Below are 24,415 nucleotides of genomic sequence, written 5' to 3'. Positions count from 1 at the left end.
GTTCGTCTGTAGCGCCGACCGTACGCAGCATGGATGCTGCGTACGAGCCTACATGGACGTATTCACGGCGTGTCGGCGGCTGCAGACAACCGCGATAGGCGCACAGCCGGGCGATGCTTTTTCAGACGCAGGCTTACGACGCGTAAAGTGAAATTCCATCCGGCTGGCGCTTGAACCTGCGATGGATCCACAGATACTGCGTCGGTGCCGCGCGCACCATTGCCTCGATCGCGGCGTTCACCGCGGTCGCATCCACCACCGTGTCGTCGCTCGGGAACGGGTCGAGCGGATCGCCGACGCGCAGGATGTAGCGATCGCCTTCGCGGCGATGGAAGAACGGAATCACCGCGCAGCCGGTGAGCCGCGCCAGCTGATGGGTCGCGTTGATGGTGGAGGCGGGGATGCCGAAGAACGGCGCGAACACCGTGTCCTTGCCGCGCATGTCCTGGTCGGGTGCGTACCACAGCACGCCACCTTTCTTGAGATGGCGGATCGCGCCGCGGATGTCGTCGTTGGGGAACATCGCGCTGGCGTAGCGCAATCGTCCGCGCAGCACGGCGTCTTCCATCACCGGGCTGCGGTAACGGCGGTACATGCCGGCCAGCGGCACGTGGTCGCACATCAGGCGCCCGCACAGTTCCAGCGTCATGAAATGGCCGGAGATCAGCAATACGCCGCGGCCTTGCGCCTGCAGCGACTGGATCTTCTCGACGCCCTCGATCGTCGCGGTCGCGCGCATGGCATCGACATTGCCCCACCATGCACGCGCGAATTCGAACACGCCGATACCGAGATCGCGGAAACTGCCGCGCAGCAATGCAGTGCGGGCGGCCTCGTCGAGTTCCGGAAAGCACAGGTCGATATTGGTGCGGGCGGCGCGGCGGCGATCCGGCAACAGCCACATCAGCAAACGCCCAAGCCCGGCGCCGACGCGGAGTTGCAGCTGCCAAGGCAGGCGCGCGAGGCCGTACAGGCAGGTGACGCCCACTCGGGTCGGTAGATCCTTCAGGCGGAATCGCGGGGATGTCGGTGCAGCCATCGCGCAAGTCTAGCCAACGATGGCGCCGAAGGCCCTAGACTTGGCGCCATGCGATCCGATGCCGTCGAGCGGATGTTGCGCAGCGCTTATTCGGCGGTGCTCTACCTCCTGCTCCCCATCACCATCTACCACCTCGTCTGGCGCGGGTTCCGCCAGCGTGGCTATTTCCAGCGCTGGAGCGAACGCTACGGCTATTACCCCGGGGCTGCGCCGGAAACGCGTTCCACCATCTGGCTGCATGCGGTCTCGGTGGGAGAGGTGAACGCCGCCGCCCCGCTGGTCGATGCGCTGCTGGCACGACGCCCGCACGTCCCGCTGGTGATCACCAGCATCACCCCGACCGGATCCGAACGCGTGCAGGCGCTGTGGGGCGATCGCGTGCGCCACGTCTACCTGCCATATGACCTGCCCGGCGCGATGCGGCGCTTCCTGGCGCAATTCCGCCCGGCCTGCGCGCTGCTGATGGAAACCGAGTTGTGGCCGAACCTGCTGTTCGCCTGCCGCGACGCGCGCGTCCCGGTATCGATCGTCAATGCGCGCCTGTCCGAGCGATCGCTGCGTGGCTACCAGGTGCTGGCGCCGCTGATCAGCCGCGCGTTGCAGACCGTGCGTCGCGTCTGCGCGCAGGGACATGCCGATGCCAAGCGCTACATCCGGTTGGGTGCGCGTCCGGAAGCGACCGTGGAGACCGGCAACCTCAAATACGATGTCGCCGAGCTCGATGGCCTCGATGCCTTCGTCGCGGTGTTCCACGCCCACGCCGGACTGCGTCCGACCTGGATCGCGGCGAGCACCCACCCCGACGAGGAAACCGCGGTCCTGGTCGCGCATCGCATGCTGCGGCAGGCCTATCCGGATGCGTTGATGTTGTGGGCGCCGCGCCATCCCGAACGCTTCAAGGCGGCCTACGAACATGCGCGCAGTTTCGGCTTCCGCACCCATTCGCGTTCGTACCAGCCGATGCCGGCGAACGACAACGCCGTGTTCGTGATCGATACGCTGGGCGAGCTCGGGCGCTTCTACGCCTGCGCCGATGTCGCCTTCGTCGGCGGCAGCCTGCAACCAATCGGTGGCCACAACCTGCTGGAGCCGGCGGCGGTCGGCGTGCCGATCCTCACCGGTCCCCATCTGCACAACTTCAGCGATATCGCCCGCCAGCTGTCGGCGGCGGGCGCGATGGAAATCGTCGACAGCCCGGAGGCGCTGGGCGAGCGCCTGGTGGAATTGCTGGGATCGGACGAATTGCGCACGCGCATGGGCGAGGCCGGGCGCGCGCTGGTGGTCGATGGCCGTGGTGCGCTGGAGCGCACGTGGCAGGCCATCAGCGACAGCCTGCCAGAGTAAACCTCAGCGCTTGGTCTTGCGTTTGGCCTTCTTTGCGGGCGCCGGCTTGCTGTCGGTGGTCGACTGCGTGGTATCCGGCGTCGAAGCGGCGGAATCGGCAACGGTCGGCACCTGGCCGGCGGCAACCGTCAGCAGGCGGTTCACCGATTCCACGTCGGCGACATCAAGTGTGCCGGCAGCCTGCTTCAGCGCCAGCTGAGACTGCAGGAAGCTGTACTTGGCCTGCGAATAGGCCTGGCGTGCATTGAACAGGTTCTGCTCGTTGATCAGCACGTCGATCACGGTGCGGGTACCGACTTCCAGACCGACCTGCGAAGCGTCGTAGGCGCTCTGTGCGGCGACCAGCGCGAGGCGACGGGCTTCCACCGCGCTCACGCCCGCGACTAGCGACTGGTAGGCGTTGCGGGTGGTGCGTTCCACCGAGCGGCGCTGCTGTTCGTACTGGTCCTGCGCGGCATCGCGCTGGGCGATGGCCTGGCGCACCTGCGACGAGGTGCGGCCGCCATTGAAGATCGGCACGCTCAGGGTCAGGCCGACGCTCGGGCCGTGGTTCCAGCCGTCGGCATTGTTGCCGTTGCCCGACCAGCTGCGATTGGCGCCGTAGCTGCCATTGGCGTTGAGGATCGGCAGGTAGCCGGCGCGATTGGCGGAGATGTTGTCTTCGGCAGCCTGCACCGAGTAACGCTGCGCCTGCAGCGAAGGATTGGTGTCGACGGCACGCTTCACCCACTCATCGACGCCGCCTTCCGGCGGCAGCGACGGGCGGAAGTCATCCGGCAGCGCCATCAGCGAGCGGATCGGCTTGCCGGTGATTTCCGCCAGCGCCTGGTAGGAGTCTTCCAGTGTGTTGCGCTGGACGATGGTGTTGGCGCGCGCGGCGTCGTACTGGGCGCGGGCTTCATGCACGTCGGTGATCGGTGCAAGACCGACCTCGAGGCGCTTGCTGGCGAAGTCGAACTGCTTCTTCAGCGCCGTTTCCGAAGCTTCCGCGGCGGCCAGCGTTTCCATCGCCACCAGCACGTTGAAATAGGCCTGCGAGGTGCGGGTGATCAGGGCGTCACCGGCGGCTTCGTACTGGTATTCGCCGGACTTGCCCTGAGCCTTGGCGGCCCGGAGGCTGTCGTACGTCCCGCGATTGAAGATCACCTGGTCAACACGCACGCCGACACTGGCGGTGCGTGAGGTGGTGGTGCTGCCGCTCAGGCGGATCGGTGCCCCGGTGATCGGATCATAGGTGTAGCTACCGCCAGGCGAGGACGTGCGGTTGGCACTGCCCGAGGCGGAGCCGGCGATCTGCGGAAGCAGTTGCGAGCGTGCCTGCACGGCGCCTTCCTTGCTGGAACGCATGCTGGCTTCGGCGGCCTGCAGCTGCGGGTCGGCGGTACGCGCGATCCGGTAGGTCTGCAGCAGGTCCTCGCCGTGGACGGCCAGGGGCGCCAGGGCAAGAGCGAGGGCGAGGCTGAGGGAACGGCGATGCATGGGCGGCTCTCGAAAACGAATGATTAAAGGGTGAAGCGAGGCGTCGGCGCCCCGCCCTTGAGATAGCGCAGGTCGGTCTCGAACAGCGAGTCGATGCTGCCGTCGGCCTCGACGCGGACCGCCTGCATCGCCGGCGATTCGCCCTGGACGATGAACATGCGGCCGGCCGGTGCCAGCCATTCGCGGAAGTGTGCGGGGATGGCGGCGACGGCACCAGTGACACAAATCACGTCAAATCGATGATCGCCGGTCCATGCATAGGCATCGGCGGTCTCGACGGCTGCATTGGTCACGCCTTGGGCGGCCAGCGTGGCGCGGGCGCGATCGGCCAGTTCCGGATCGATCTCCAGGCTGGTCACTTCGCGTCCGAGGCGGGCGAGGCAGGCGGTCAGGTAGCCGCTGCCGGTGCCGATCTCGAGGACGGATTCGGTCGCCTGCGGCAGCAAGGCCTGCAGGGCGCGGCCTTCGACCACCGGCTTCAGCATCGATTCGCCGTTGCCCAGCGGCAGTTCCATGTCGGTGTAGGCCAGGGCGCGCAGGGCTTCCGGCACGAACTGTTCGCGCGGGATGGTGATCAGGGTATCGAGCACGCGCGGGTCGAGCACCTCCCACGGGCGGACCTGTTGCTCCACCATGGTTTCGCGGGTTTTGGCGTAGTCGATCGACATTGCGGGAACGGCCTGGAACGAGGGGACGTCAAGTTTAACTTCAACGCCCTGAAAGGGGGTCTGGATGACTGCGCCAGCATTCCAGTCCGGGGTGAATGGCCTAAGTGCCATAAGTCACCGAACCTAAGTCACCGATTTATCTTTCGGCGCCCGGGGTGCAGGCGCGCAGGAACAGATCGACCGCGCTGGCGAGGTAGGCTTCGGTTTCTTCCCCGGGCACATGGCGCTGCACGCCGTAACCGAGTTGGGCAAAGAGGTCGCCGCGCAACAGCGACAAAAGATGAACAGTGGCGAACTGCGGGTTTTCGATGTCCAGCATGCCGCGATCGATGAAACGGGTCAGGGTCGCGGTGACGAAGGCGTTGATTCGCGCCGGCCCCAGGTTCCATACCTCGAGGCTGAGTTGCGGCGGGGTGTCCGCGGTGCGCATCAGCATCCGGCGACCGGCGACCGTGGCCGGCAGCAGCAGGTAGGCATGGTAGACGCGGCCGAATGCAAGCAGGGCACCGCGCAGGTCGTTCTCGTCCCAGTCGTGGAAGAGCGCTTCCGGCACGCTGTGTTCGTAATGGTCGCGGACGGCAGCCACGAACAGGGAGGTCTTGTCGCCGAAGTGGCTGTAGAGGGTGAGCTTGGAGACGCCGGCGCGATCGGCCACTTCCTGCATGTTGGCCTGGGCGAAGCCGCGGTCGAGAAACAGTTCCTTGGCCGCAGCGAGGATGGCTTCGTGCTTGGCGGGATCCTTGGGGCGTCCGGCGGACCGTACGGGTGCGTCTTCCATGACCCGAATCTTATCGGATGGCCAGTGGTGCAGGCATGCTGGTCATTCTTGCAGTAGAACGGAATGCAGGGCTTTGCTATGGGCTTCGAGCGGGGTCGAGGTCGCCGGTCGCGCCAGTGCCGCGGCCAATGCCGGGGGGGGCTCGACGGCATGGCCGACCAGCGGCTCGACGATGGTCTCGAATTTGGCCGGATGCGCGGTCGCGATCACCGCCCACGGCCGGATGTCGCCATCGGCGCGCAGTTGTTCCAGCACATGCAGCCCGATCGCCGTATGCGGGCAGGGCACCACGCCATGACGACCGGGCGCATGGCGGATGGTGTCGCGGATGGTGGCGTCATCGACGCTGAAGGCCCGCATCGATCCCCGCAGTTCGGCATCGTCGCGATGCCACCAACGCAAGCGTTCGAAATTGCTTGGCGCGCCGACATCCATGGCGTTGGCGAGCGTGGCGACGGTCGCGCGCGGAGCGTAGTCGTCTCCGTTGAAATAACGCGGCAGCACGTCGTTGGCATTGCTGGCCAGCACGATCCCGCCGATCGGCAGCCCCATGCGCTTGGCCAGCCAGCACGCCAGCGCGTTGCCGAGGTTGCCGGTGGGAACGATGAAGTTGAGCGGCACGCCGTGGCGCGCGCGGAATTCCAGTGCGGCGTGCGCGTAATACGCGGTCTGCGGCAGCAGCCGGCCGAGGCTGATGCTGTTGGCGGAGCCGAGCGGGATGCGTGCGCGCAGATCGGCGTCGGCGAGCGTCTCTTTCACCATGCGCTGGCAATCGTCGAAGCTGCCGTCGACGCGCCAGGCATGCACGTTGTCGCCGAAGCAGCCGAGGCCATGGGCCTGGCGTGGCGAGACGCGGCCGTCGGGATAGAGGATGGCGACCTTGAAACCATCGCGACGGTGGAAGGCGGCGCCGACCGCGGCACCGGTATCGCCGGACGTCGCGACGAGAATCGTGGTTGGCGTGGATGCGGCGGGATCGCGTAGCCGCGACAGGCAGCCGGCGAGGAAACGCGCGGCGTAATCCTTGAACGCGGCGGTGGGGCCGTGGAACAGTTCGAGCAAGTAGTCGTTCGGCGATGACAGCGGGCGCAGCGGCGCCGGGAAATCGAAGGCATCGGCGCAGAGTCCGGCCAGCGATGACCGCAACTTCGATTCCGCGAACCATGGCGCCAGCACCGCCGTCGCCGTGTCTGCCAACGTGGCGCCTGCGTGTTGCAACGAGAGTTGCGGGATCTGCTCCGGCACATACAGGCCGCCATCGGGGGCGAGTCCGGCGGCGAGTGCGACATCCAACGAAGTCGGGGCGATGCCGCCGCGCGTGCTGACGAACTTCACGCGACCACTTCGGCGCGCGGGCCGTTGATCGGCGAAACCAGCGCGTCGCTGGCGAAGCCGGCTTGTGCGAACGCGTCCTGCATCGCCTGGGTCGCCGCGGTGGCCTGTGCGCGATCGTCGAACCAGCCGAACACGGTCGGGCCGGCGCCGGAAATGCTGGCGCCGAGCGCACCGTGCGCCAGTGCCGCCGTTTTCACTTCGACAAAGCCGGGGATCAGCGCGGCACGGCGTGGCTCCACCAATACGTCGGCCAGTCCTTCCGCGATCAAGGCGCGATCGCCGCGCGCAAGTCCGGTGAGGAACAGCGCGAGATGCTCGCTCTGCTTGACGAATTCGCCGATGGCATACGGTGCCGATAGCGCGGCGCGCGCCAGTCGCGTTTCCAGCACGAAATGCGGATGCACCGCGGCGCAGAACAAATCCGGTGCTGAGAGACGGATCGCGCGGGTCGGCGTCGCCAGCACCACGCCGCCGAACAGCATCGGCGCGACGTTGTCGCCGTGGATGCTGCCGCTGGCGACCGCTTCACCGATCAGTGCCAGTGGATACAGCTCCTCGCGGGACAATGGCGTATCGATCACCGCATTCGCGGCGACCAGGACGGCGACGCAGGACGCCGCCGAACCACCGAGCCCGGAACCGAGCGCGATGCCTTTGCGCAGGCGCACTTCGAAGCCGTGTGCGATGCCATGACGTTCGCGCAATTCCATCAAGGCACGGCCGGCGGTGTTCCTTTCGGCTTCCAGCGGCAGCGAAGAGGCGCCCTCGACATCGCCGGTGATCTCGACAATCCGCACCACCGGTTCGTCGATGCGCGCGACTTCGGCATGGTCGCCCGGACCTTCCAGCGTGTGGCCGAGGAGGTCGAAGCCGACGCCGATGTTGCCGATGCTGGCGGGTGCGAATGCGCTGGCGTGGAGTCTGGAAACCGTCATCGTCGAACCGGAAGAGTGGATGGCAGGTGCGAGTGCGCTCATCGTCGCGCTCCCACCGCCTGGGCAATAGCGAGGATATCGCCGAACACGCCGGCGGCCGTGACATCCGGCCCGGCGCCCGGTCCCTGCACCACCAGTGGATTATCGGCGTAGCGGCGCGTGCGGAACTGGATCAGGTTGTCGCTGAGGCGTCCGTGCAGGCTGGCGTGGCCCGGCTCCGGCGCGACCAGGCCAACGCGTGCGCGGCCATCGCGATCCAGTTGCGCGAGGTAACGCAGGCTGCGGCCCTGCTGTCGTGCGGCATCGAGGCGTGCCTGCAAGGGCGCATCGAGTTCATGCAGTCGCGCGAGGAATTCCTCTCGGGGAACGTCGCGCAATGTCGGTGGCACCAGGTTCTCGATCTCGACGTCTTCCAGCGACAGTTCGCGTCCGGCCTCGCGGGCGAGGATCACGAGCTTGCGGGCAACGTCGGTGCCGGAGAGATCGTCACGCGGATCGGGCTCGGTATAGCCGAGTGCACGCGCTTCCGCGACCAATTTCGAAAACGGCACACTGCCATCGAAGCTGTTGAACAACCAGGCCAGCGTGCCGGAGAACACGCCTTCGACTTCCAGCAATTCGTCGCCGGTGTCGAGCTGGCTGCGCAGGGTCTGGATCACCGGAAGCCCGGCGCCGACGGTGGCTTCGTAACGGAAATGACCGCCGCGTCGCGTCGCCGCGCGAATCGCGCGCCAGCGCTCGAGCGAACCGCTGCCGGCCTGCTTGTTGGGCGTCACCACATGGATGCCCGCGGCGAGCCAGTCTGCGTAGCGGGCGGCGACGGTATCGCTGCCGCTGCAGTCGACGATCATCGCGTGCGGCAGGTGGGCGGCATGGACATGCGCGGTGAAACGATCGAGGTCGAGCGCTTCGCCATTCTCCAATGCCGCGTCGGCATCGGCGGGATCGAGCGCGCGCTGCGCGAGATGCATGCGGCAGCTGTTGGCGATGGCGCGCAGGTGCAGGTCGAATCCACTGCGGTCGCTGCCATCGCGTTGCGACGACGCCTGCGCCAGTTGCGCCAGCAACGCGCGGCCGACGTTGCCCGGACCGATGATTCCGACCGACAGCGTCTGCGGCGACAACCAGAACGCCGAATGCACCGCGCGCAAAGCGCGGGTGGCATCCGCCGCGGAGATGGCGACGGAGATGTTGCGTTCGCTGGCGCCCTGCGCGATGGCGCGGATGTTGACGCCAGCCTGCGCCAGTCCCGCGAACAATCGCGCAGACACGCCGGGCGTGCCGACCATGCCATCGCCGACCGCGGCGAGCACGGCGATCCCAGTGGTCACGCGCACGCCTTCGACCTGGCCATTGGCGATCGCGACGCGGAAGGCGGCAAGCACCGCGGCGCGCCCGCGCTCGGCCTGGTCAGCGCGCACGATGCAGCAGATCGAATGTTCGGACGATCCCTGCGAAATCATCGTCACCGAGACTCCCTCGGCATGCAGCGCGGCGAACATGCGTTCGGCCGTGCCGGGCACGCCGATCAATCCCGCACCGGCGAGTTCGAGCACGGCCATGTCGGCGACCAGCGTCAATCCCTTCACCGGTGACGCTGCCGGTTCCGAGGTTTCGGCGATCCGCGTGCCGGGCGCGGCGGGATTGAGCGTGTTGCGGATGCGGATCGGCAGGCCCGCCTGCATCGCCGGCGCCATCGTCTGCGGATGCAGCACCTTGGCGCCGAAATAGGCGAGCTCGCAGGCTTCGGCGTAGGACATCGATTCCAGGCATACGGCATCGGGCACCAACCGCGGATCGGCGCTGAGCACGCCGTCGACGTCGGTCCAGATGGTGAGTTCGGCGGCATCGAACAGCACCGCGAAGATGGCCGACGAGTAATCGCTGCCGTTGCGACCAAGCGTGGTGATCGCGCCATCACCATCGCGGGCGACGAAGCCGGTGATGACCACGTTCGGCTGCCGATGCGCCTTGCGCCACGCCGCGAGTTTGCCGCGGCTGGCGTCCCAATCGACACCGACGCCGATGCCGAGCTCTCCGGGGCGAACCACCAGCACGTCGCGGGCATCGAGCCGCGCCCAGCCGGCGGCTTCATCGCCGAGCGCGACCTGCAGCAATCGCGACGACCACACTTCGCCCAATCCCTGCACCGTCGCGAACCATTCCGGTCGTGGCGATGGCGCGCACAGGAGTTCGTGCAAGGCCTGCAATTCGCGTTCCAGCCAGGCATGCACGGCATCGTCGGCGTCAAGTTCGCGTGCGGCGCGCAGCTGGTGTTCGCGCAATGTCGTCCAATCGCAGCGCCACGGCTTGGTGGCGAGAGCGGCGTTGGCGAGCGCGGTCAGGCGATCGGTGACGCCCTGCATCGCGGAGACAACGACGACGCGCGGCAGGCGCGATTCCGCATGAAGCAAGGCTGCGACATGACGGATGCGTTCGGCACTGGCGACGCTGCTGCCGCCGAACTTGTGGGCATGGCAGAGCGCGATGGAAGAAACGTCGGGATCGTGCAGTCGATCGGCGCGGGGTTCCGCCGGCGCTGCATGTGGAAGATCGAGGGACATTGCAAAGGCTCCTGGTGAGCCCCGCAGCGACCGGAAGGGGTTGCCCCGCATCCGGTTCGGATGCGGGACGGGGTGATGGATTCAGTCCACGACGCCCAGCCGCACCCGACACCGGGTACCGGTGGTCATGGTGGTAATCGGCATGGCGATGGCGAATGCGGCGTGCATGGATCCAGTGATAACGGGCGTGATGGCGCGTGTCAAATGAATTTTCGGGTGAAACCGAACCATCGTCAGTCGCGCAGTTCCGGGACCTGGCAGGGCAGCGGGAAGTGATCCACCACTGCAGCCGTCGCTTCGCGCGTGCCGATCGCCGACTCCGGCTTGGCGAGATCGGTGGTGAGATGGCCGGCGGAGAGGGCTGCGGAAACCGCGCGTTCGACGCATTGCGCTTCCGCATCCAGCCCCAGCGAATGGCGAAGCAGCATTGCCGCGCTGAGGATCGCCGCATAGGGATTGGCGATGCCGCGCCCGGCGATGTCGGGCGCGGAGCCGTGGATCGGTTCGTACAGGCCGACGCGCCCTTCGCCCAGCGACGCCGACGGCAGCAGGCCCATCGATCCCGCCAGCATCGAGGCTTCATCGGTGAGGATGTCGCCGAACATGTTCTCGGTGACGATGACGTCGTATTCGCGCGGACGCGCCAGCAGGTGCATCGCCATCGAATCGACCAACTGGTGTTCCAGCGTGATCTCGGGGAATTCGTCGTGGACGACGCGGGTCGCGACCTCGCGCCACAGCCGCGAGGTTTCCAGCACATTGGCCTTGTCGACCGAGGTGACGCGCTGGCTGCGCTGCATGGCGAGGCGACAGGCGCGACGGATCACGCGTTCGACCTCCTCGACGCTGTAGCTGCAGAGGTCGCTGGCGGTCTCCGTGCCATCGGAGCCGGCCGTGCGTTGCTTGTCGCCGAAGTAGATGCCGCCGGTGAGTTCGCGCACCACGATCAGGTCAACGCCTTGCAGCAGGTGCGGCTTGATCGGCGACGCCGCGAACGCGACCGGATGCGGTTTCACCGGGCGCAGGTTGGCGTAGAGGCCGAGCGCCTTGCGGATCGCGAGCAGGCCCTGTTCCGGGCGCACCTTCGCCTTCGGATCCGACCACTTCGGGCCACCGACCGCGCCGAGCAGCACGGCATCGGCCTTCCTTGCCGCGGCGAGCGTGTCAGCGGGAAGTGGTTCGCCGGTGGCGTCGATCGCGGCGCCGCCGATCAGTTTCTCGGTGAAGGTGAATTCGTGGCCGTGGCGTGCGCCGACGTCGCGCAATACGGCGACCGCAGCGGCGGTGACTTCGGGACCGATGCCGTCGCCGGGCAGGACGAGGATCTCAGCTTGCATGTGCGGCCTCCAGCGGCGCGGAATGGCGAGCGCTTTCGAAGCGTTCGATGGCGGGAAGTTGTTTCAGCAGATAGCCGAGCTGGTCGACGCCTTCGAGCAGGCAGGTCTGCGCGAACGCATCCAGCGGAAACCGGAAGCTGCGACCGTCGGGCAGGGTGACGCTGCGGGCGGCGACATCGATCGCCAGTTCGATGCCGGGGGTGTCGAGCAGTTCGTCGACCACGGCGTCGTCGAGCACGATCGGCAGCAGGCCGTTCTTCAGCGCGTTGCTGCGGAAGATGTCGGCGATTTCACTGCTGATCACCGCACACAGACCGAGATCGGCCAGCGCCCACGGCGCGTGTTCGCGCGAGGAGCCGCAACCGAAATTGCGGCCGGCAACCAGGATGCGCGCGCTGACGTTGGCGAACTGGTTGAACGGGAACGCGGGATCGGGCGAACCGTCGGGCAGGTTGCGCCAGTCGCTGAAGGCGTGCTTGCCGAGGCCTTTGCGCTCGGTGGTGGTGAGGAAGCGCGCGGGGATGATCTGGTCGGTGTCGATGTTGCGCTGGCGCAACACGACCGTGCGCGAAACGAGTTGGGTAAACGCGGCCATCATGCAGCCTCCGTTTGCAGGGCGTCGCTGTTGAAAAATGCGCGGGGATCGGTGATTTCGCCGGCGATGGCGCAGGCGGCCGCGGTGGCGGGCGATGCCAGCACGGTGCGCGCACCCTTGCCCTGGCGGCCTTCGAAATTGCGATTGCTGGTCGAGACCGCCAGTTGCCCCGGCCCAACCAGATCGCCGTTCATGGCGATGCACATCGAACAACCGGGCTCACGCCATTCGGCGCCTGCGGCAAGCACGATCGCGTCGATGCCTTCGGCTTCGGCGTCGCGTTTCACTTGCCCCGAGCCGGGCACCACCAGCATGCGCACGCGCGGATGCACCCGGCGATTGCGCAACACTTCCGCGGCGGCCCGCAGATCGCTCAGGCGCGAGTTGGTGCAGCTGCCGATGAACACGACATCGACCGCACGGCCGGCGACGGCGGCGCCGGCTTCCCAGCCCATGTAGTGGCGCGCCTTGTCGACATCGCTGTCGCCATCGACGGGAACATGGGCGTCGAGCGCGACAACCTGACCGGGATGCGTGCCCCAGGTGATGGTCGGGCGGATGTCGCCGGCATCGATGCGCACTTCGCGATCGAATACCGCGCCGTCATCGCTGCGGAATTCCCGCCACTGCGCGACGGCAGCATCGAAGTCCGCACCTTGCGGTACGCGCGACAGTCCGCGCAGATAGTCGAAAGTGGTGTCGTCGGGCGCGATCAGGCCCGCGCGCGCACCGGCTTCGATCGACATGTTGCAGACGGTCATGCGCTCGTCCATCGACAGGGCGCTGACCGCCGAGCCGCGATATTCGATCACGTGACCGGTGCCGCCATTGACGCCGATCACCCCGATCACGTGCAGGATCAGGTCCTTCGCGGTGACGCCGGGCGCGAGTTCGCCATCGATGGTGATCGCCAGCGTTTTCGGTTTGTGCTGCAACAGGCTCTGCGTCGCCATCACGTGGCCGACTTCGCTGGTGCCGATGCCGAAGGCGAGCGCGCCGAATGCGCCGTGGGTAGCGGTGTGGCTGTCGCCGCAGACGATGGTCATGCCCGGTTGCGTCAGCCCCAGCTCGGGCCCGATGACGTGGACGATGCCGCGATGCTCGCTGCCGTAGTCGAACAGCTCGACACCGAATTTCCGGCAGTTGTCGCGCAGCGTGTCCACCTGCGCGCGCGCGGCGTCGTTGACGTAGGGCTGCTTGCCACTGGCATCGGCGGGCAGGGTCGGTGTCGAGTGGTCGAGCGTCGCCTTGGTGCGGTCGGCGCGATGCAGCTTCAACCCGCGCGCTTCAAGTTCGGCGAACGCCTGCGGCGAGGTGACCTCGTGGATCAGGTGGAGATCGATGTAGAGCACGGCGGGAACGCCGTCGTGCTCGGGCGCGACGACATGCGCATCCCACAATTTGTCGAGCAGTGTCCGGGGCATGGAAGTATTCATTCGTTGAGAGGGGGAGAAGAGGGTTCAGGCGAGGGCGGCAACGCGCGGTTCGGCGCGGGTGCCACGCAACACGCGGTTGGCGATGTCGAGCCAGGCGATCGCGCTCGCTTCCAGCACGTCGCGGCTGGTGCCCTGGCCGGTCATGGTGTCGCCGTCGATGCGGGCGCTCAGGTTGGCTTCGCCGCGGGCGTTCGCGCCGACGCCCATGCTGTGCACCTCGTAGCTCTCCAGTTCGAACTCGACGCCGGTGGCCTGCGCCAGTGCCGCGAACATCGCCGCGACCGGACCTTCACCTTCGGCGCTGTGGATGACGTGGCGACCGTCGGGATCGGAGAGATCGACATGGGCGCGGGTGCGCTTGCCATAGTCGGTCAGGCTCAGCGCAGACACGCGCCAGCCCGGGCCGAACTGTTCGCCTTCCACCAGCCGCTGCAGGTCGCGGTCGCTGATCGCGTGCTGGGTCTGGGTCAGCGCTTTCGCTTCGGCGATCAACTGGTCGAGTTGCGCGTCTTCCAGCACATAGCCCAGCTTGCGCAGGCGATCGGCGACGGCGGCGCGACCGCTGTGGCGACCCAGCACCAATTGCGAATCTTCCCAGCCGACGTCCTGCGGCCGCATGATTTCGTAGGTATCGCGATTCTTCAGCATGCCGTGCTGGTGGATGCCGGATTCGTGGGCGAAGGCGTTGACGCCGACGATCGCCTTGTTGCGTTGGACCTGGATGCCGGTGATGCGCGACAGCAGCCGCGAGGTCGCGAGCAGGCGCGTGGTGTCGATGCGGGTGGTCGCGTCGTACCAGCCGCCGCGCACCTTCAACGCCATCACCAGTTCCTCCAGCGCGGCGTTGCCGGCGCGCTCGCCGATGCCGTTGATCGCGCATTCGATCTGGCGCGCGCCGCCTTCGACCGCGGCCAGCGAATTGGCGACGGCGAGGCCGAGGTCGTTGTGGCAGTGGGTGCTGAACACCACGTTGTCCGCGCCTCGGACATTCGCGCGCAGGTATTCGAACAGCGCGCGGATTTCACCGGGCGTGCCGTAGCCGACGGTATCGGGCACGTTGAGCGTGCGCGCGCCGGCCTCGACCGCGGCGTTGAACACCTCGACCAGGAATTCGCGTTCGGTGCGCGAGGCGTCCTCGGCGGAGAACTCGACGTCGTCGACGTGCTTGCGCGCCAGCGACACCCCCATGATGGCGTGCTCGATCACCTGTTCGCGGCTCATGCCGAGCTTGTGCTGGCGATGCAGCGGGCTGGTGGAGATGAAGACGTGGATGCGCGGCGTCGCGGCCTGCTGCAGGGCGCTGGCGCAGGCCTCGATGTCGGCGGGATGGCAACGCGCCAGTGCGGCGATCGTGCTGCCGCGCACTTCGCGGGCGATGGTGCGCACCGCATTGAAATCGGCGGGCGAGCTGTTGGGGAAGCCGGCTTCGATGATGTCGACGCCGAGATCGGACAGGGTGTGCGCGAACAGGATCTTCTGCTCGGCGTTCATGGTGAAGCCGGGCGATTGCTCACCATCGCGCAGGGTGGTGTCGAAAATGCGGATGGGCTCGGGAGTGGTGCGTGTTACGTCGCTGGGGGAGGAATCGTTCACGTCAGGCAGTCTCTGTTGGCGTGGATGCAAAGGAAGGAGCGGTGGTTTGGGCTGTCGCGACGCCTGGGTTGCGCGTTGTCGCGGCAGCCGGCCTAAGTCGCGAGCGCCGGGTCGCGGCGACGGTCAGGTCGTCGAGCATTCGCGCCGGCGTTGCCGGCAGCGGTTCCTGCACGCGGCGACGCGGCTTGCGCGGGGCACGCGGACGCACGTCGCACAGCAACCGAGCGAGCACGCCGGCATCGACATTGCCGCCGGAGACCACCGCGCATTTGCGCTTGCCGGCGATGCGACGACCGGCAGCCAGCGCCAGTGCGCCGGCGCCTTCGGCGATCACGTGCTCTTCCAGCGCCAGGCGCACCAGGGTTTCGCGCAACTCGGCCTCGCGCACGATCACCACATCGTCCAGCAGTTCGTGCAGGACCTGTTGCGTCAATGCACCGGGCACTTTCACCCGCACGCCATCAGCCAGCGTCGTCGCCGGTTCGCGGACTTCGTTGTCGCCACGCAGTGCGCGCGCCATCGAATCGACATGCTCGACCTGCGCGCCGATCACGCGCACGCCCTGCGACTTCAAAGCCAGCGCGACGCCGGATGCGAGACCGCCGCCGCCGATCGGCACCAGCACCACGTCCGGCATCAGCGATGCGATTTCCAGCCCGACCGTGCCCTGGCCCGCGATCACGTCGGGATCGTCGAAGGCGGAGAGCAGGCGGTAATCGTGTTGCGCGGCGAGCTCGGCGGCGAAAGCCTTGGCCTCGTCGTAACTGTCGCCATGCAGGCGAACGGTGGCGCCCCAGTGGGCGACACCGGCGATCTTGGTTTCCGGCGCGCAACGCGGCATCACCGTGATCGCCTGCATGCCGAGGCGATAGGCCGCCCATGCCAGCCCTTGCGCGTGATTGCCGGCCGAAGCTGCGATGGTGGCGCGGCCATCGCCACGCTCACGCATCGCCAGCAAGGCGTTCATCGCGCCGCGCACCTTGTACGAGCCGGTGCGCTGCAGGTTTTCCAGTTTCAGCCAGCAGCCGAAACGCTCGGCGTAATGCAACGGCGTGGGATCGAGATAGCGACGCAGCCGCGCCTGCGCCGCCAGCACGTCGGCGGCGGTCACGGGCAATGCGCTGGATACGTCGCTGTCCATCGCTCAGACGCGGGTCAGCCAGCGGGCATAGCGCGGTTCTTCCCCGCGCACCACGCGCCTGTAGAGGTCCGCGATTTCGCGGCCGACGCGATGATCGGCATAGCTGCGGTCGTCGAGCTCGTCGACCGGGGTGACTTCCGCCGCGGTGCCGACCACGAAGACCTCGTCGGCATCCAGCAGCTCGTCGTGGCGCACCGGGCGCGATTGGGCGCCGGTCAGCGCGATGATGCTGTCGCGGGTGATGCCGGCCAGCGCGTCGCGGTGTTCGACCGCGGTGATGCGGCCGTCGCGCACCATGAAGACGTTGGCGCCGGTGCACTCGACCACGCGGCCCTGCTCGTCGACGAACAGCGCTTCGTTGCAGCCGCGCTGTTTCACCTCGTGCTTGGCCAGGATGGAATTGATGTAGGCGCCGCACAGCTTCAGCGGCGGCAGCGAACTGGATGGATTGCGACGCCAGGACGAGGTGCCGAGCTTCACCCGCGCACCGGCCAGGTGCACGTTGGTCGGGAAGGTCGCGATCATCAGGTGCTTGTCGACCGCCGACACGTCGAGGCCGATCGATCCGGTGCCGCACCACGCCAGCGGACGCACATAGGCATCGCGATGACCGTTCTGGCGCAGGACCTGCAAAGTCGCTTCGGTGGCGACGTCGACATCGAAGGCGATGCCCAGCAGTTCGCAGCCCTTGCGCATGCGTTCGAGATGCTCGGGCAGGCGGAACACCGCGCTGCCGCCATCGCTGGTCGCATAGGCGCGGATGCCCTCGAACACGCCGCTGCCGTAATGCATGGCATGGGTAGTCAGCGGCGCGCGATCGCTGTCGGCATCGACGAAGCGGCCATCGAACCAGACCTGCTGCGGAACCGCGCGCGCCGGCGTCGACTCGATTTCGCGCGTCGGTGCGGCGACATCGGCATCGTTCAACGACACGGCGACACCTCCACGGCGAGGCAGTCGTACAACTTCGCCAGTTGCTGCTGCAGCGATTCCGGCGCCCGCTCGCCTTCCACGGTCATGCGCAGGTGCCAGCGGTCGCCGTCGGATTGGGTTTCGCCATCCACGCTCACCGGCGAAAAACCGCGGCGTTCGGTGGTGCCGAGCACGCGCGCGAGCGCGCCTTCGGCCTGGCGCAGGGTGAGATCAAGCTGATAGCGCACGGGACTTCTCCTGGTGGGAATGCGGCGTCGGAGCCGCGTCGAGTTGCGGATCCAGCATCTCGGCGTTGTTGCGGTTGGGCGGCACCAGCGGCCAGACATTGGTGGCGGTATCGATGGCGACATGCAGCAGTGTCGGGCCCTTGGCGGCGAGCAACGCCTGCAAGGCGCCATCCATGTCGGCGGCGCGTTCGACGTGCAGCGCCTCGATGCCGAAGGCCTGCGCGACCGCGACGAAATCCGGGTTGTCGGACAGGTCGATCTCGGAATAGCGCTTGTCGAAGAACAGTTCCTGCCACTGGCGCACCATGCCCAGCGCCTGGTTGTCGAGCAGCACGATCTTCACCGGCAAGCCGTAACGCCGCAGCGTCGCCAGCTCCTGCACGTTCATCAGGAACGAGCCGTCACCGCTGACGCAGATCACCTGTGCATCGGGGTCTTGCATCTGCGCGCCGATCGCCGCGGGCAGGCCGAAGCCCATCGCGCCGAGCGCACCGCTGGTGAGGTGCTTGCGCGGATCGTCGAGCTGCCAGTGCTGCGCCACCCACATCTGGTGCTGGCCGACATCGCAGGAAACAACCGCGTCGGGGGCGATTTCCGACAGGCGCTTCAGCATCGCCGGTGCGAACACGCCGTCGCCGGGCGCGTCGTAGCGCGCCGCGTGCAGGCGCGCACGGTCCTGGCAATGTGCGCGCCAGCTGCGACGGGCGGCGCCATGGCGGCCGTGCAACTGCGCCGCGCACGGCAGCGTCAGCTTGGTGAGGGTGGTGACGATGTCGCCACGCACGGCGGCATCGGCATGGCGCAGTTTTCCCAGTTCGCAGGCGTCGATGTCCATGTGGACGACGCGCGCGTTGGGCGCGAATTCGGCGAGCTTGCCGGTGGCGCGATCGTCGAAGCGCGCACCGACCACGATCAGCACGTCGCATTCCTGCACGGCCAGGTTGGCGGCGCGACTGCCGTGCATGCCCAGCATGCCGAGATTGAGCGGATGCTTCGTCGGCAGAGCGCCCAATCCCTTGAGCGTCAGTACCGTCGGGATTTGCGTCGCATCGACGAAGGTGCGGAACGCCGGCAAGGCATCGCCCAGCGAGATCCCGCCACCGCCGTAGATCACCGGGCGATCGGCCTGCGAGATCAGCGCCAGTGCTTCGTGCAGCGAGGCATCCATCGGCGCTTCCGTGGCATCCACCGCGAACGATGCATGTTTCGGCAGATGGGAAGCATCCGCGAGTTGCACGTCCTTCGGCAGGTCGACCAGGACCGGGCCGGGTCGACCGGAACGGGCGATCCGGAACGCTTCGCCGACGATCCGCGGCAGATCGTCGACCCGTCGCGCGATGAAGCTGTGCTTCACCATCGGCATCGTCATTCCGAACACGTCGAGTTCCTGGAAGGCATCCGTGCCCATCAACGATGTCGGGACCTGGCCGGTGATCACCACCATCGGCACCGAATCCAGCATCGCGTCCGCGATCCCTGTCACCAGGTTCGATGCGCCGGGACCGGAAGTCGCCACGCAGACACCGACGCGTCCGCTGGCGCGTGCATAGCCATTCGCGGCGAACGCCGCACCCTGCTCGTGGCGTACCAGGACGTGTTTCAGTTCCGGTGCGCCATGGAGGGCGTCGTAGAAAGGCATGATCGCGCCGCCCGGATACCCGAACAGCGTGTCGACGCCTTCCGCGACGAGTGCCTGTGCCAGCCAGCGGGCGCCATTCATCACGCAGCCTCGCTCTGCGGCTCGGCCTGCGATGCGGGCTTGGCCGGTTGCGGCTGCGACGATGCCAGCCACTTCATGTTGGCGCGCAGTTTCTTGCCGACCGCTTCGATCGGATGGTCGAGGTCGGCCTGCTTCATCGCCTTGTAGTTGGCGTTGCCGGCGGCGTATTCGGCGATCCACTGGCGCGCGAAGGTGCCGTCCTGGATTTCGGCCAGCACCTTCTTCATCTGCGCGCGGGTGTTGTCGTCGACCACGTACGGGCCACGCGTGAGCGCGCCATATTGCGCGGTTTCGCTGATGAATTCGTGCATGCGGGTGATGCCGCCTTCGTAGAACAGGTCGACGATCAGCTTCAGTTCGTGCAGGCACTCGTAATAGGCGACTTCCGGCTGGTAACCGGCTTCGACCAGCGTTTCCCAGCCGGCTTGCACCAGCTTGGTCGCGCCGCCGCACAACACGGCCTGTTCGCCGAAGAGATCGGTTTCGGTTTCTTCCTTGAACGTGGTCTTGATCGCGTTCTGGCGCGCGCCACCGATGCCGGCGCAGTAGGTCAGCGCGAGCTGCTCGGCGTTGCCGCTCCTGTCCTGGTGGACGGCGTAGACCGACGGCACGCCGCGGCCGATCTCGTATTCGCGACGCACCAGCGCACCCGGGCCCTTGGGCGCGACGAGCACGACATCGAGGTCCTCGCGCGGGGTGATCTGTCCGTAATGCACGTTGAAACCGTGCGCGAACAGCAGGCAGGCGCCCTTGGCGATGTTCGGCTCGATCACTTCGCCGTAGAGCTGAGGCTGCACCATGTCGGGCGTGAGCACGGCGACGAGTTCGGCGTCCTTCACCGCTTCCGCCGGCGTTTTCACCGTGAATCCGTCGGCCTTCGCCTTCATTTCGGTGGGGCCGCCGGGTCGAAGGCCGACGGTGACGTCGAAACCGGAATCGCGAAGGTTGAGCGCATGGGCGCGCCCCTGGCTTCCGTATCCGACGATGGCGATGCGAGGTTTGTTGCTGGTCATGGCGGTTGTTCCATTGGATGGGTGTGGCGGGGTGAGATGGTTTCGTTTGAAATTTCGGGCCCGAAAATGAAAAACCCCGCACCTTGCGGTGCGGGGTTTTCGGATCTGGCGACATTTGCTGCTTACATGCCGGATCGTCCCGCACCTGTGGGCGAGGTAATAAGGACGAGTACGAGGACGGCCGCCTGAGTGGCGGTCTGGGTGTCGCTGGCAAGTGGCATGTGGCAACGCAGCATGGATAGGAGAGAAACACGCGGCGAACGTGCTTGTCAACAGCTGCGTTATGCCGATTTCTTATTAAGCATCGTTGCAACTGAAACCATGAAAACGCCGCAGAATCAGGCTTTCCAGCGCTTTTTCGCGAAATTCCAGCAGGTTGCGTCGATGCCCGATTATCGTTCCCGCACTTCCACCCACGGTCGCAACATGGCCGGCGCACGCGCGTTGTGGCGCGCCACCGGATTGCAGGATGGCGATTTCGGCAAGCCGATCATCGCGGTCGCGAATTCATTCACGCAGTTCGTGCCGGGACACGTGCATCTCAAGGATCTCGGCCAACTCGTTGCGCGCGAGATCGAACGCGTCGGTGGCGTCGCGCGCGAGTTCGACACCATTGCGGTCGACGACGGCATCGCGATGGGCCACGACGGCATGCTCTATTCGTTGCCGTCACGCGAGATCATCGCCGACTCCGTCGAATACATGGTCAACGCGCATTGCGCCGATGCGCTGGTGTGCATTTCCAATTGCGACAAGATCACGCCTGGCATGTTGATGGCGGCGCTGCGCTTGAACATTCCGACGGTGTTCGTTTCCGGCGGGCCGATGGAAGCGGGCAAGACGCGCCTCGCCGATCACAAGCTCGACCTGATCGATGCGATGGTGATGGCCGCCGATCCCAATGCGACGGATGAACAGGTCGCCGCGGTCGAACGCAGCGCCTGTCCGACCTGCGGATCGTGCAGCGGCATGTTCACCGCGAATTCGATGAACTGCCTGATGGAAGCCTTGGGCCTCGCGTTGCCCGGCAACGGCACCGTGGTCGCCACCCATGCCGATCGCGAGCAGTTGTTCCTGCGCGCCGGCCGCACCGCGGTCGAGCTTTGCCATCGCTGGTATGGCGCCGAAGATGAAACTGCATTGCCGCGCGGCATCGCGACGTTCGCGGCCTTCGAGAACGCGATGACGCTGGACATCGCGATGGGCGGATCGACCAACACCATCCTCCACTTGTTGGCGGCGGCGCAGGAAGCCGAAGTCGAATTCACCATGCGCGACATCGATCGCCTGTCGTTGCGCGTGCCGCAGCTGTGCAAGGTCGCGCCGAACACGCAGAAGTACCACATCGAGGACGTGCATCGCGCCGGCGGGATCATTGCGATTCTCGGCGAGTTGGCGCGCGGTGGATTGCTGCACACCGATGTCGCCACCGTGCATGCCAGGACGCTGGGCGATGCCATCGCCAAGTGGGATATCACCAAGAACGATGACGAAAACGTCGCCACGTTCTACAAGGCCGGTCCAGCCGGCATTCCCACGCAGGTCGCCTTCAGCCAGTCGACGCGCTGGCCCTCGCTGGACGACGATCGCGCCGAAGGCTGCATCCGCAATGTCGCACACGCCTATTCGAAGGAAGGCGGGCTTGCGGTGCTCCACGGCAACATCGCCATCGATGGATGCGTGGTGAAGACCGCCGGTGTCGATGAATCGATCCACGTCTTCGAGGGCGTCGCCCGCGTCTATGAAAGCCAGGATGCGGCGGTGAAAGGCATCCTCGGTGATGAAGTGCAGCCGGGCGACGTGGTGGTGATCCGCTACGAAGGCCCGAAGGGCGGGCCGGGCATGCAGGAGATGCTGTACCCGACCTCGTACCTGAAGTCGAAGGGACTCGGCAAGCAGTGCGCCCTGCTCACCGACGGGCGCTTTTCCGGCGGCACCTCGGGCCTGTCGATCGGCCATGTCTCGCCGGAAGCGGCGGCCGGCGGCGCGATCGGGCTGGTACGCGATGGCGACCGCATCCGCATCGACATTCCGCGGCGTTCGATCGAGTTGCTGGTGGACGCGGCGCAACTTGCCGCGCGTCGTGCCGAGCAGGATGCGCAAGGGTGGAAGCCCGTGCATCCCCGCAGCCGCAAGGTTTCGACCGCGCTCAAGGCCTATGCGTTGCTGGCAACCAGCGCCGACAAGGGGGCGGTGCGCGACCGGGCGCTGCTGGAAGGGAGCTGACGCTATTTGGCTGCCGGTTCCTGCAGCGCATCGAGCAGCGAACGCTCGAATGATGCGGGTGCTTCGATGTGTGGAATGTGGCCGACGCCGGGAATGACGCGCAATGACGAATGCGGAAGCAGGCCATGCAGTCGCTGTGCTTGTGCCAGTGGCGTGTTGGTATCGCGTTCGCCCCAGATCAATGCCAATGGCGGTTGCAATCGGGAGATATCGGCGGGATTGGTACTGAGTCCCTGTTCGGCATCGCACAGGAAGTGATCGCCCCATGCGCCGAGTGCATCGGTGGCGCCGCGCAGGTCGGAAGGCACGCGATACTGGCGAACGATTTCGTCGGTCACCGCTTCCCTGCGTGCAACGAGGCGATCAAGCAGCGCCTTGCTCCACAAGGGATTTGTCGCAGTTGACGACAGCACGATGTGCCGGGGTGTGGTCGTCGCCAGCAACCGGCAAACGGGTGACTCCGGATCGGGATGTGAGCCCAATCCGAGCGCGGCATCGACCAGAACCAGCTTTCGCACCCGTTGTGGTTGCGCCAGCGCCAGTTCCAGGGCCGGACCACCGCCATACGAATGCCCGACCACGACGACATCGGCAATCTTGTAGGCATCGAGTACCGCGGCGAGTCGCCGCGCTTGCACTGGCCGCGAAAAATCGGTGCCGACTGCCTTGTCGGAATATCCGAATGGCGGCAGGTCCACGGCAATGATGCGATAACCCGCCCGTTCCAGCGTGGGGATCAGCGAAAACCAGGCGCCTCCCCATGCCGCCGTGCCGGGAACCAGCAACAAAGCCGGCGCATCCTCGCGTCCATGCGACCGCGAGTGGATGGAAACGCCATCGACGATGGTGAAACGACCGCCTGCGGGTGCAGCGGCGGTCGGATCGAGGCGTTCGTGCAGATGGACTTGCAGCACGCTACCCGCGACGTACAGTGACAACAGCGCCAGCACGCAAAGCGTGCCACGCAAGATCCAGCGAAATAAGCGTCTCATGTGGTCAGTAGTCGAAGATGTGTTCGATGACGTTGCCCGCGGCGGCATGCGTGCGCAGCACCTCGGACAACCGTGCGACGTCGACCTGCAGGACGCGGCGCTCGAAGCCGGGGCGCGTCACGATCGGTTGACGGATCAGCACACGATCGATTGCCGATGAAGGCTCGGCGCTCGGGACCACCACGCTGACGAGAATGGCGCCGCGATTGCCGGCGATATCGACGAAGCGCGTACCCTGCTTCGACAGGGCCAACGCGTAGTCGGTGAAGGCCTGGTAGCGCGGCAGCGTGACCAGGGTTTGTGCGCCATCCTGTTGCAGCCGCTTGAGATCCGGAAGATCGGTCCCGGTGTTTTCCGGCAGGTTTTCCACGATCGTCGCCGTGGTGACCTTCGGGATTTCGAATGCCGAATGGGTCGCTTTTCCCAGCAGCGCGGCGTAGCCGGCCTTGACCAACCATTCGCTGGTCAGCAGGTAGCGTCGCTCCCATTTCCGCAGCGGGTGTGCGCCCCAGTATGGCGTCTGCGTCCACAGGTGCTTGAGCGGCGTGACGAAATCGAATTCGTACCACGGTCGCACGCGGATGAAATCGACATAAGCCTGTGCTTGTTCCGTTGCCAGGCGATCCTCTGGCGTCGAATTCGCGGGTGCGGTGAGTTCGCTCAATCGTCCGATCAGCGTTTCATACACCCCTTTGAGCCCGTATTCGACCGTGGTGCTAGTGCCGATCACCACGATCATCGTGTGGTATTCGCCATTGAAGGGATACGGTCTGGTGGCGCGGATCACCTGCGCGTAGGCGTTCCAGAATTGTCCGATGTGGCCGAAGAACGGGAAGGCGCTCGGCCCCGTATTGGCGTGCAGGGCGTCGGCGTATTCGGCGGGGCTGAAGACCAGGAACCATTCGGGAAAGGTGAGGAAGGTCTGGTCCGGCGTGCGGCGATCCGCTTTCGCGACTTCCAGGCCTGCGGGCGTGTTCGCGGATGCCGCCTTGTCCATCGCCGGGACCATGCCGGCGATGGCGAGCAACACGATGGCGAATGCGATGCGGAAACGGCGCAT

Annotated in this window: 20 protein-coding genes; 2 read left to right on the top strand and 18 right to left on the bottom strand. The window is 66.4% G+C overall.

All coding sequences use genetic code 11. The annotated features are described in order from the left end of the window. Nucleotides 1-133: 133 nt before the first annotated feature. Nucleotides 134-1,039 carry an LpxL/LpxP family Kdo(2)-lipid IV(A) lauroyl/palmitoleoyl acyltransferase gene (gene lpxL / locus ABE093_RS13255; RefSeq protein ID WP_430761381.1) on the bottom strand — a complete coding sequence of 302 codons (906 nt, stop codon included), beginning with the start codon at nucleotides 1,037-1,039 and terminating at the stop codon, nucleotides 134-136. Between the two features lie 48 nt (nucleotides 1,040-1,087). On the opposite strand from lpxL, the gene waaA reads away from it, so the two are divergent. After that, on the top strand, nucleotides 1,088-2,383 hold the full coding sequence (waaA, locus tag ABE093_RS13250) for a lipid IV(A) 3-deoxy-D-manno-octulosonic acid transferase (protein WP_430761380.1): 1,296 nt from the start codon (nucleotides 1,088-1,090) through the stop codon (nucleotides 2,381-2,383). A gap of 3 nt (nucleotides 2,384-2,386) precedes the next feature. Here the strand turns inward: waaA and ABE093_RS13245 are convergent, their stop codons facing one another. From ABE093_RS13245 to ilvC, 15 genes are all read right to left on the bottom strand, one after another. Then, entirely contained in the window at nucleotides 2,387-3,862 is a 1,476-nt protein-coding gene (locus tag ABE093_RS13245) for a TolC family outer membrane protein (protein WP_430761379.1), read from the bottom strand. Between the two features lie 23 nt (nucleotides 3,863-3,885). Next, the gene (locus ABE093_RS13240) at nucleotides 3,886-4,530 is read right to left on the bottom strand and encodes a protein-L-isoaspartate O-methyltransferase family protein (protein WP_430761378.1); all 645 of its coding nucleotides are present in this window, start codon (nucleotides 4,528-4,530) and stop codon (nucleotides 3,886-3,888) included. A gap of 136 nt (nucleotides 4,531-4,666) precedes the next feature. Continuing rightward, nucleotides 4,667-5,308: a TetR/AcrR family transcriptional regulator gene (locus tag ABE093_RS13235; protein ID WP_430761377.1), complete on the bottom strand. Its 642-nt coding sequence runs from the start codon at nucleotides 5,306-5,308 to the stop codon at nucleotides 4,667-4,669. A 42-nt stretch (nucleotides 5,309-5,350) separates the two neighbouring features. Next, nucleotides 5,351-6,643 (bottom strand): threonine synthase, encoded by a 1,293-nt coding sequence (thrC, locus tag ABE093_RS13230; RefSeq protein ID WP_430761376.1) that lies wholly within the window; start codon nucleotides 6,641-6,643, stop codon nucleotides 5,351-5,353. After that, on the bottom strand, nucleotides 6,640-7,620 hold the full coding sequence (locus ABE093_RS13225) for a homoserine kinase (protein ID WP_430761375.1): 981 nt from the start codon (nucleotides 7,618-7,620) through the stop codon (nucleotides 6,640-6,642). Before ABE093_RS13225 ends, thrC begins: the two co-directional genes overlap by 4 nt. Further along, a complete protein-coding gene (thrA, locus tag ABE093_RS13220; protein WP_430761374.1) occupies nucleotides 7,617-10,142 on the bottom strand; it encodes a bifunctional aspartate kinase/homoserine dehydrogenase I in 2,526 nt (841 codons plus the stop codon). The genes ABE093_RS13225 and thrA overlap by 4 nt, the downstream gene beginning before the upstream one ends. 233 nt (nucleotides 10,143-10,375) lie before the next feature. After that, nucleotides 10,376-11,479, bottom strand: coding sequence for a 3-isopropylmalate dehydrogenase (leuB, locus tag ABE093_RS13215; protein WP_430761373.1), 1,104 nt, complete (start codon nucleotides 11,477-11,479; stop codon nucleotides 10,376-10,378). Further along, entirely contained in the window at nucleotides 11,469-12,074 is a 606-nt protein-coding gene (gene leuD, locus ABE093_RS13210; protein ID WP_430761372.1) for a 3-isopropylmalate dehydratase small subunit, read from the bottom strand. The genes leuB and leuD overlap by 11 nt, the downstream gene beginning before the upstream one ends. Then, complete coding sequence (gene leuC / locus ABE093_RS13205) at nucleotides 12,074-13,498, bottom strand: 3-isopropylmalate dehydratase large subunit (protein WP_430761371.1); 1,425 nt, start codon at nucleotides 13,496-13,498, stop codon at nucleotides 12,074-12,076. The genes leuD and leuC overlap by 1 nt, the downstream gene beginning before the upstream one ends. A gap of 36 nt (nucleotides 13,499-13,534) precedes the next feature. Next, nucleotides 13,535-15,103, bottom strand: a complete 1,569-nt coding sequence (locus tag ABE093_RS13200) for a 2-isopropylmalate synthase (protein ID WP_430761370.1) — start codon at nucleotides 15,101-15,103, stop codon at nucleotides 13,535-13,537. A 1-nt stretch (nucleotide 15,104) separates the two neighbouring features. Next, entirely contained in the window at nucleotides 15,105-16,244 is a 1,140-nt protein-coding gene (locus tag ABE093_RS13195; protein WP_430761369.1) for a threonine dehydratase, read from the bottom strand. Nucleotides 16,245-16,247: 3 nt separating this feature from the next. Beyond that, nucleotides 16,248-17,177, bottom strand: a complete 930-nt coding sequence (locus tag ABE093_RS13190) for an aminotransferase class IV (RefSeq protein ID WP_430761368.1) — start codon at nucleotides 17,175-17,177, stop codon at nucleotides 16,248-16,250. After that, the gene (locus ABE093_RS13185) at nucleotides 17,168-17,404 is read right to left on the bottom strand and encodes an ACT domain-containing protein (protein WP_430761367.1); all 237 of its coding nucleotides are present in this window, start codon (nucleotides 17,402-17,404) and stop codon (nucleotides 17,168-17,170) included. The genes ABE093_RS13190 and ABE093_RS13185 overlap by 10 nt, the downstream gene beginning before the upstream one ends. Beyond that, nucleotides 17,388-19,124, bottom strand: a complete 1,737-nt coding sequence (ilvG, locus tag ABE093_RS13180; RefSeq protein WP_430761366.1) for an acetolactate synthase 2 catalytic subunit — start codon at nucleotides 19,122-19,124, stop codon at nucleotides 17,388-17,390. Before ilvG ends, ABE093_RS13185 begins: the two co-directional genes overlap by 17 nt. After that, on the bottom strand, nucleotides 19,124-20,137 hold the full coding sequence (gene ilvC, locus ABE093_RS13175) for a ketol-acid reductoisomerase (RefSeq protein ID WP_430761365.1): 1,014 nt from the start codon (nucleotides 20,135-20,137) through the stop codon (nucleotides 19,124-19,126). The genes ilvG and ilvC overlap by 1 nt, the downstream gene beginning before the upstream one ends. Nucleotides 20,138-20,521: 384 nt before the next feature. On the opposite strand from ilvC, the gene ilvD reads away from it, so the two are divergent. Beyond that, nucleotides 20,522-22,363, top strand: coding sequence for a dihydroxy-acid dehydratase (gene ilvD / locus ABE093_RS13170; protein ID WP_430761364.1), 1,842 nt, complete (start codon nucleotides 20,522-20,524; stop codon nucleotides 22,361-22,363). A gap of 2 nt (nucleotides 22,364-22,365) precedes the next feature. Here ilvD and ABE093_RS13165 read toward each other — a convergent pair whose 3' ends face one another. Continuing rightward, the gene (locus tag ABE093_RS13165) at nucleotides 22,366-23,355 is read right to left on the bottom strand and encodes an alpha/beta fold hydrolase (RefSeq protein ID WP_430761363.1); all 990 of its coding nucleotides are present in this window, start codon (nucleotides 23,353-23,355) and stop codon (nucleotides 22,366-22,368) included. A 4-nt stretch (nucleotides 23,356-23,359) separates the two neighbouring features. Continuing rightward, nucleotides 23,360-24,415: a hypothetical protein gene (locus ABE093_RS13160; protein ID WP_430761362.1), complete on the bottom strand. Its 1,056-nt coding sequence runs from the start codon at nucleotides 24,413-24,415 to the stop codon at nucleotides 23,360-23,362.

It is taken from the genome of Solilutibacter silvestris (assembly GCF_050574925.1).
In the GTDB taxonomy this organism is placed as follows: domain Bacteria; phylum Pseudomonadota; class Gammaproteobacteria; order Xanthomonadales; family Xanthomonadaceae; genus Solilutibacter; species Solilutibacter silvestris_A.
Note: the sequence above shows the minus strand (reverse complement) of the source record. Positions and strands in the feature narration are given on the sequence as shown.

Excerpts from the sequence above, each read along its gene's own strand:
- lpxL (WP_430761381.1), bottom strand. The coding sequence starts at position 1,039 with ATGGCTGCACCGACATCCCCGCGATTCCGCCTGAAGGATCTACCGACC.
- waaA (WP_430761380.1), top strand. The coding sequence starts at position 1,088 with ATGCGATCCGATGCCGTCGAGCGGATGTTGCGCAGCGCTTATTCGGCG.
- ABE093_RS13245 (WP_430761379.1), bottom strand. The coding sequence starts at position 3,862 with ATGCATCGCCGTTCCCTCAGCCTCGCCCTCGCTCTTGCCCTGGCGCCC.
- ABE093_RS13240 (WP_430761378.1), bottom strand. The coding sequence starts at position 4,530 with ATGTCGATCGACTACGCCAAAACCCGCGAAACCATGGTGGAGCAACAG.
- ABE093_RS13235 (WP_430761377.1), bottom strand. The coding sequence starts at position 5,308 with ATGGAAGACGCACCCGTACGGTCCGCCGGACGCCCCAAGGATCCCGCC.
- ABE093_RS13225 (WP_430761375.1), bottom strand. The coding sequence starts at position 7,620 with ATGAGCGCACTCGCACCTGCCATCCACTCTTCCGGTTCGACGATGACG.
- thrA (WP_430761374.1), bottom strand. The coding sequence starts at position 10,142 with ATGTCCCTCGATCTTCCACATGCAGCGCCGGCGGAACCCCGCGCCGAT.
- leuB (WP_430761373.1), bottom strand. The coding sequence starts at position 11,479 with ATGCAAGCTGAGATCCTCGTCCTGCCCGGCGACGGCATCGGTCCCGAA.
- leuD (WP_430761372.1), bottom strand. The coding sequence starts at position 12,074 with ATGGCCGCGTTTACCCAACTCGTTTCGCGCACGGTCGTGTTGCGCCAG.
- leuC (WP_430761371.1), bottom strand. The coding sequence starts at position 13,498 with ATGCCCCGGACACTGCTCGACAAATTGTGGGATGCGCATGTCGTCGCG.
- ABE093_RS13195 (WP_430761369.1), bottom strand. The coding sequence starts at position 16,244 with ATGGACAGCGACGTATCCAGCGCATTGCCCGTGACCGCCGCCGACGTG.
- ilvG (WP_430761366.1), bottom strand. The coding sequence starts at position 19,124 with ATGAATGGCGCCCGCTGGCTGGCACAGGCACTCGTCGCGGAAGGCGTC.
- ilvC (WP_430761365.1), bottom strand. The coding sequence starts at position 20,137 with ATGACCAGCAACAAACCTCGCATCGCCATCGTCGGATACGGAAGCCAG.
- ilvD (WP_430761364.1), top strand. The coding sequence starts at position 20,522 with ATGCCCGATTATCGTTCCCGCACTTCCACCCACGGTCGCAACATGGCC.
- ABE093_RS13165 (WP_430761363.1), bottom strand. The coding sequence starts at position 23,355 with ATGAGACGCTTATTTCGCTGGATCTTGCGTGGCACGCTTTGCGTGCTG.
- ABE093_RS13160 (WP_430761362.1), bottom strand. The coding sequence starts at position 24,415 with ATGCGCCGTTTCCGCATCGCATTCGCCATCGTGTTGCTCGCCATCGCC.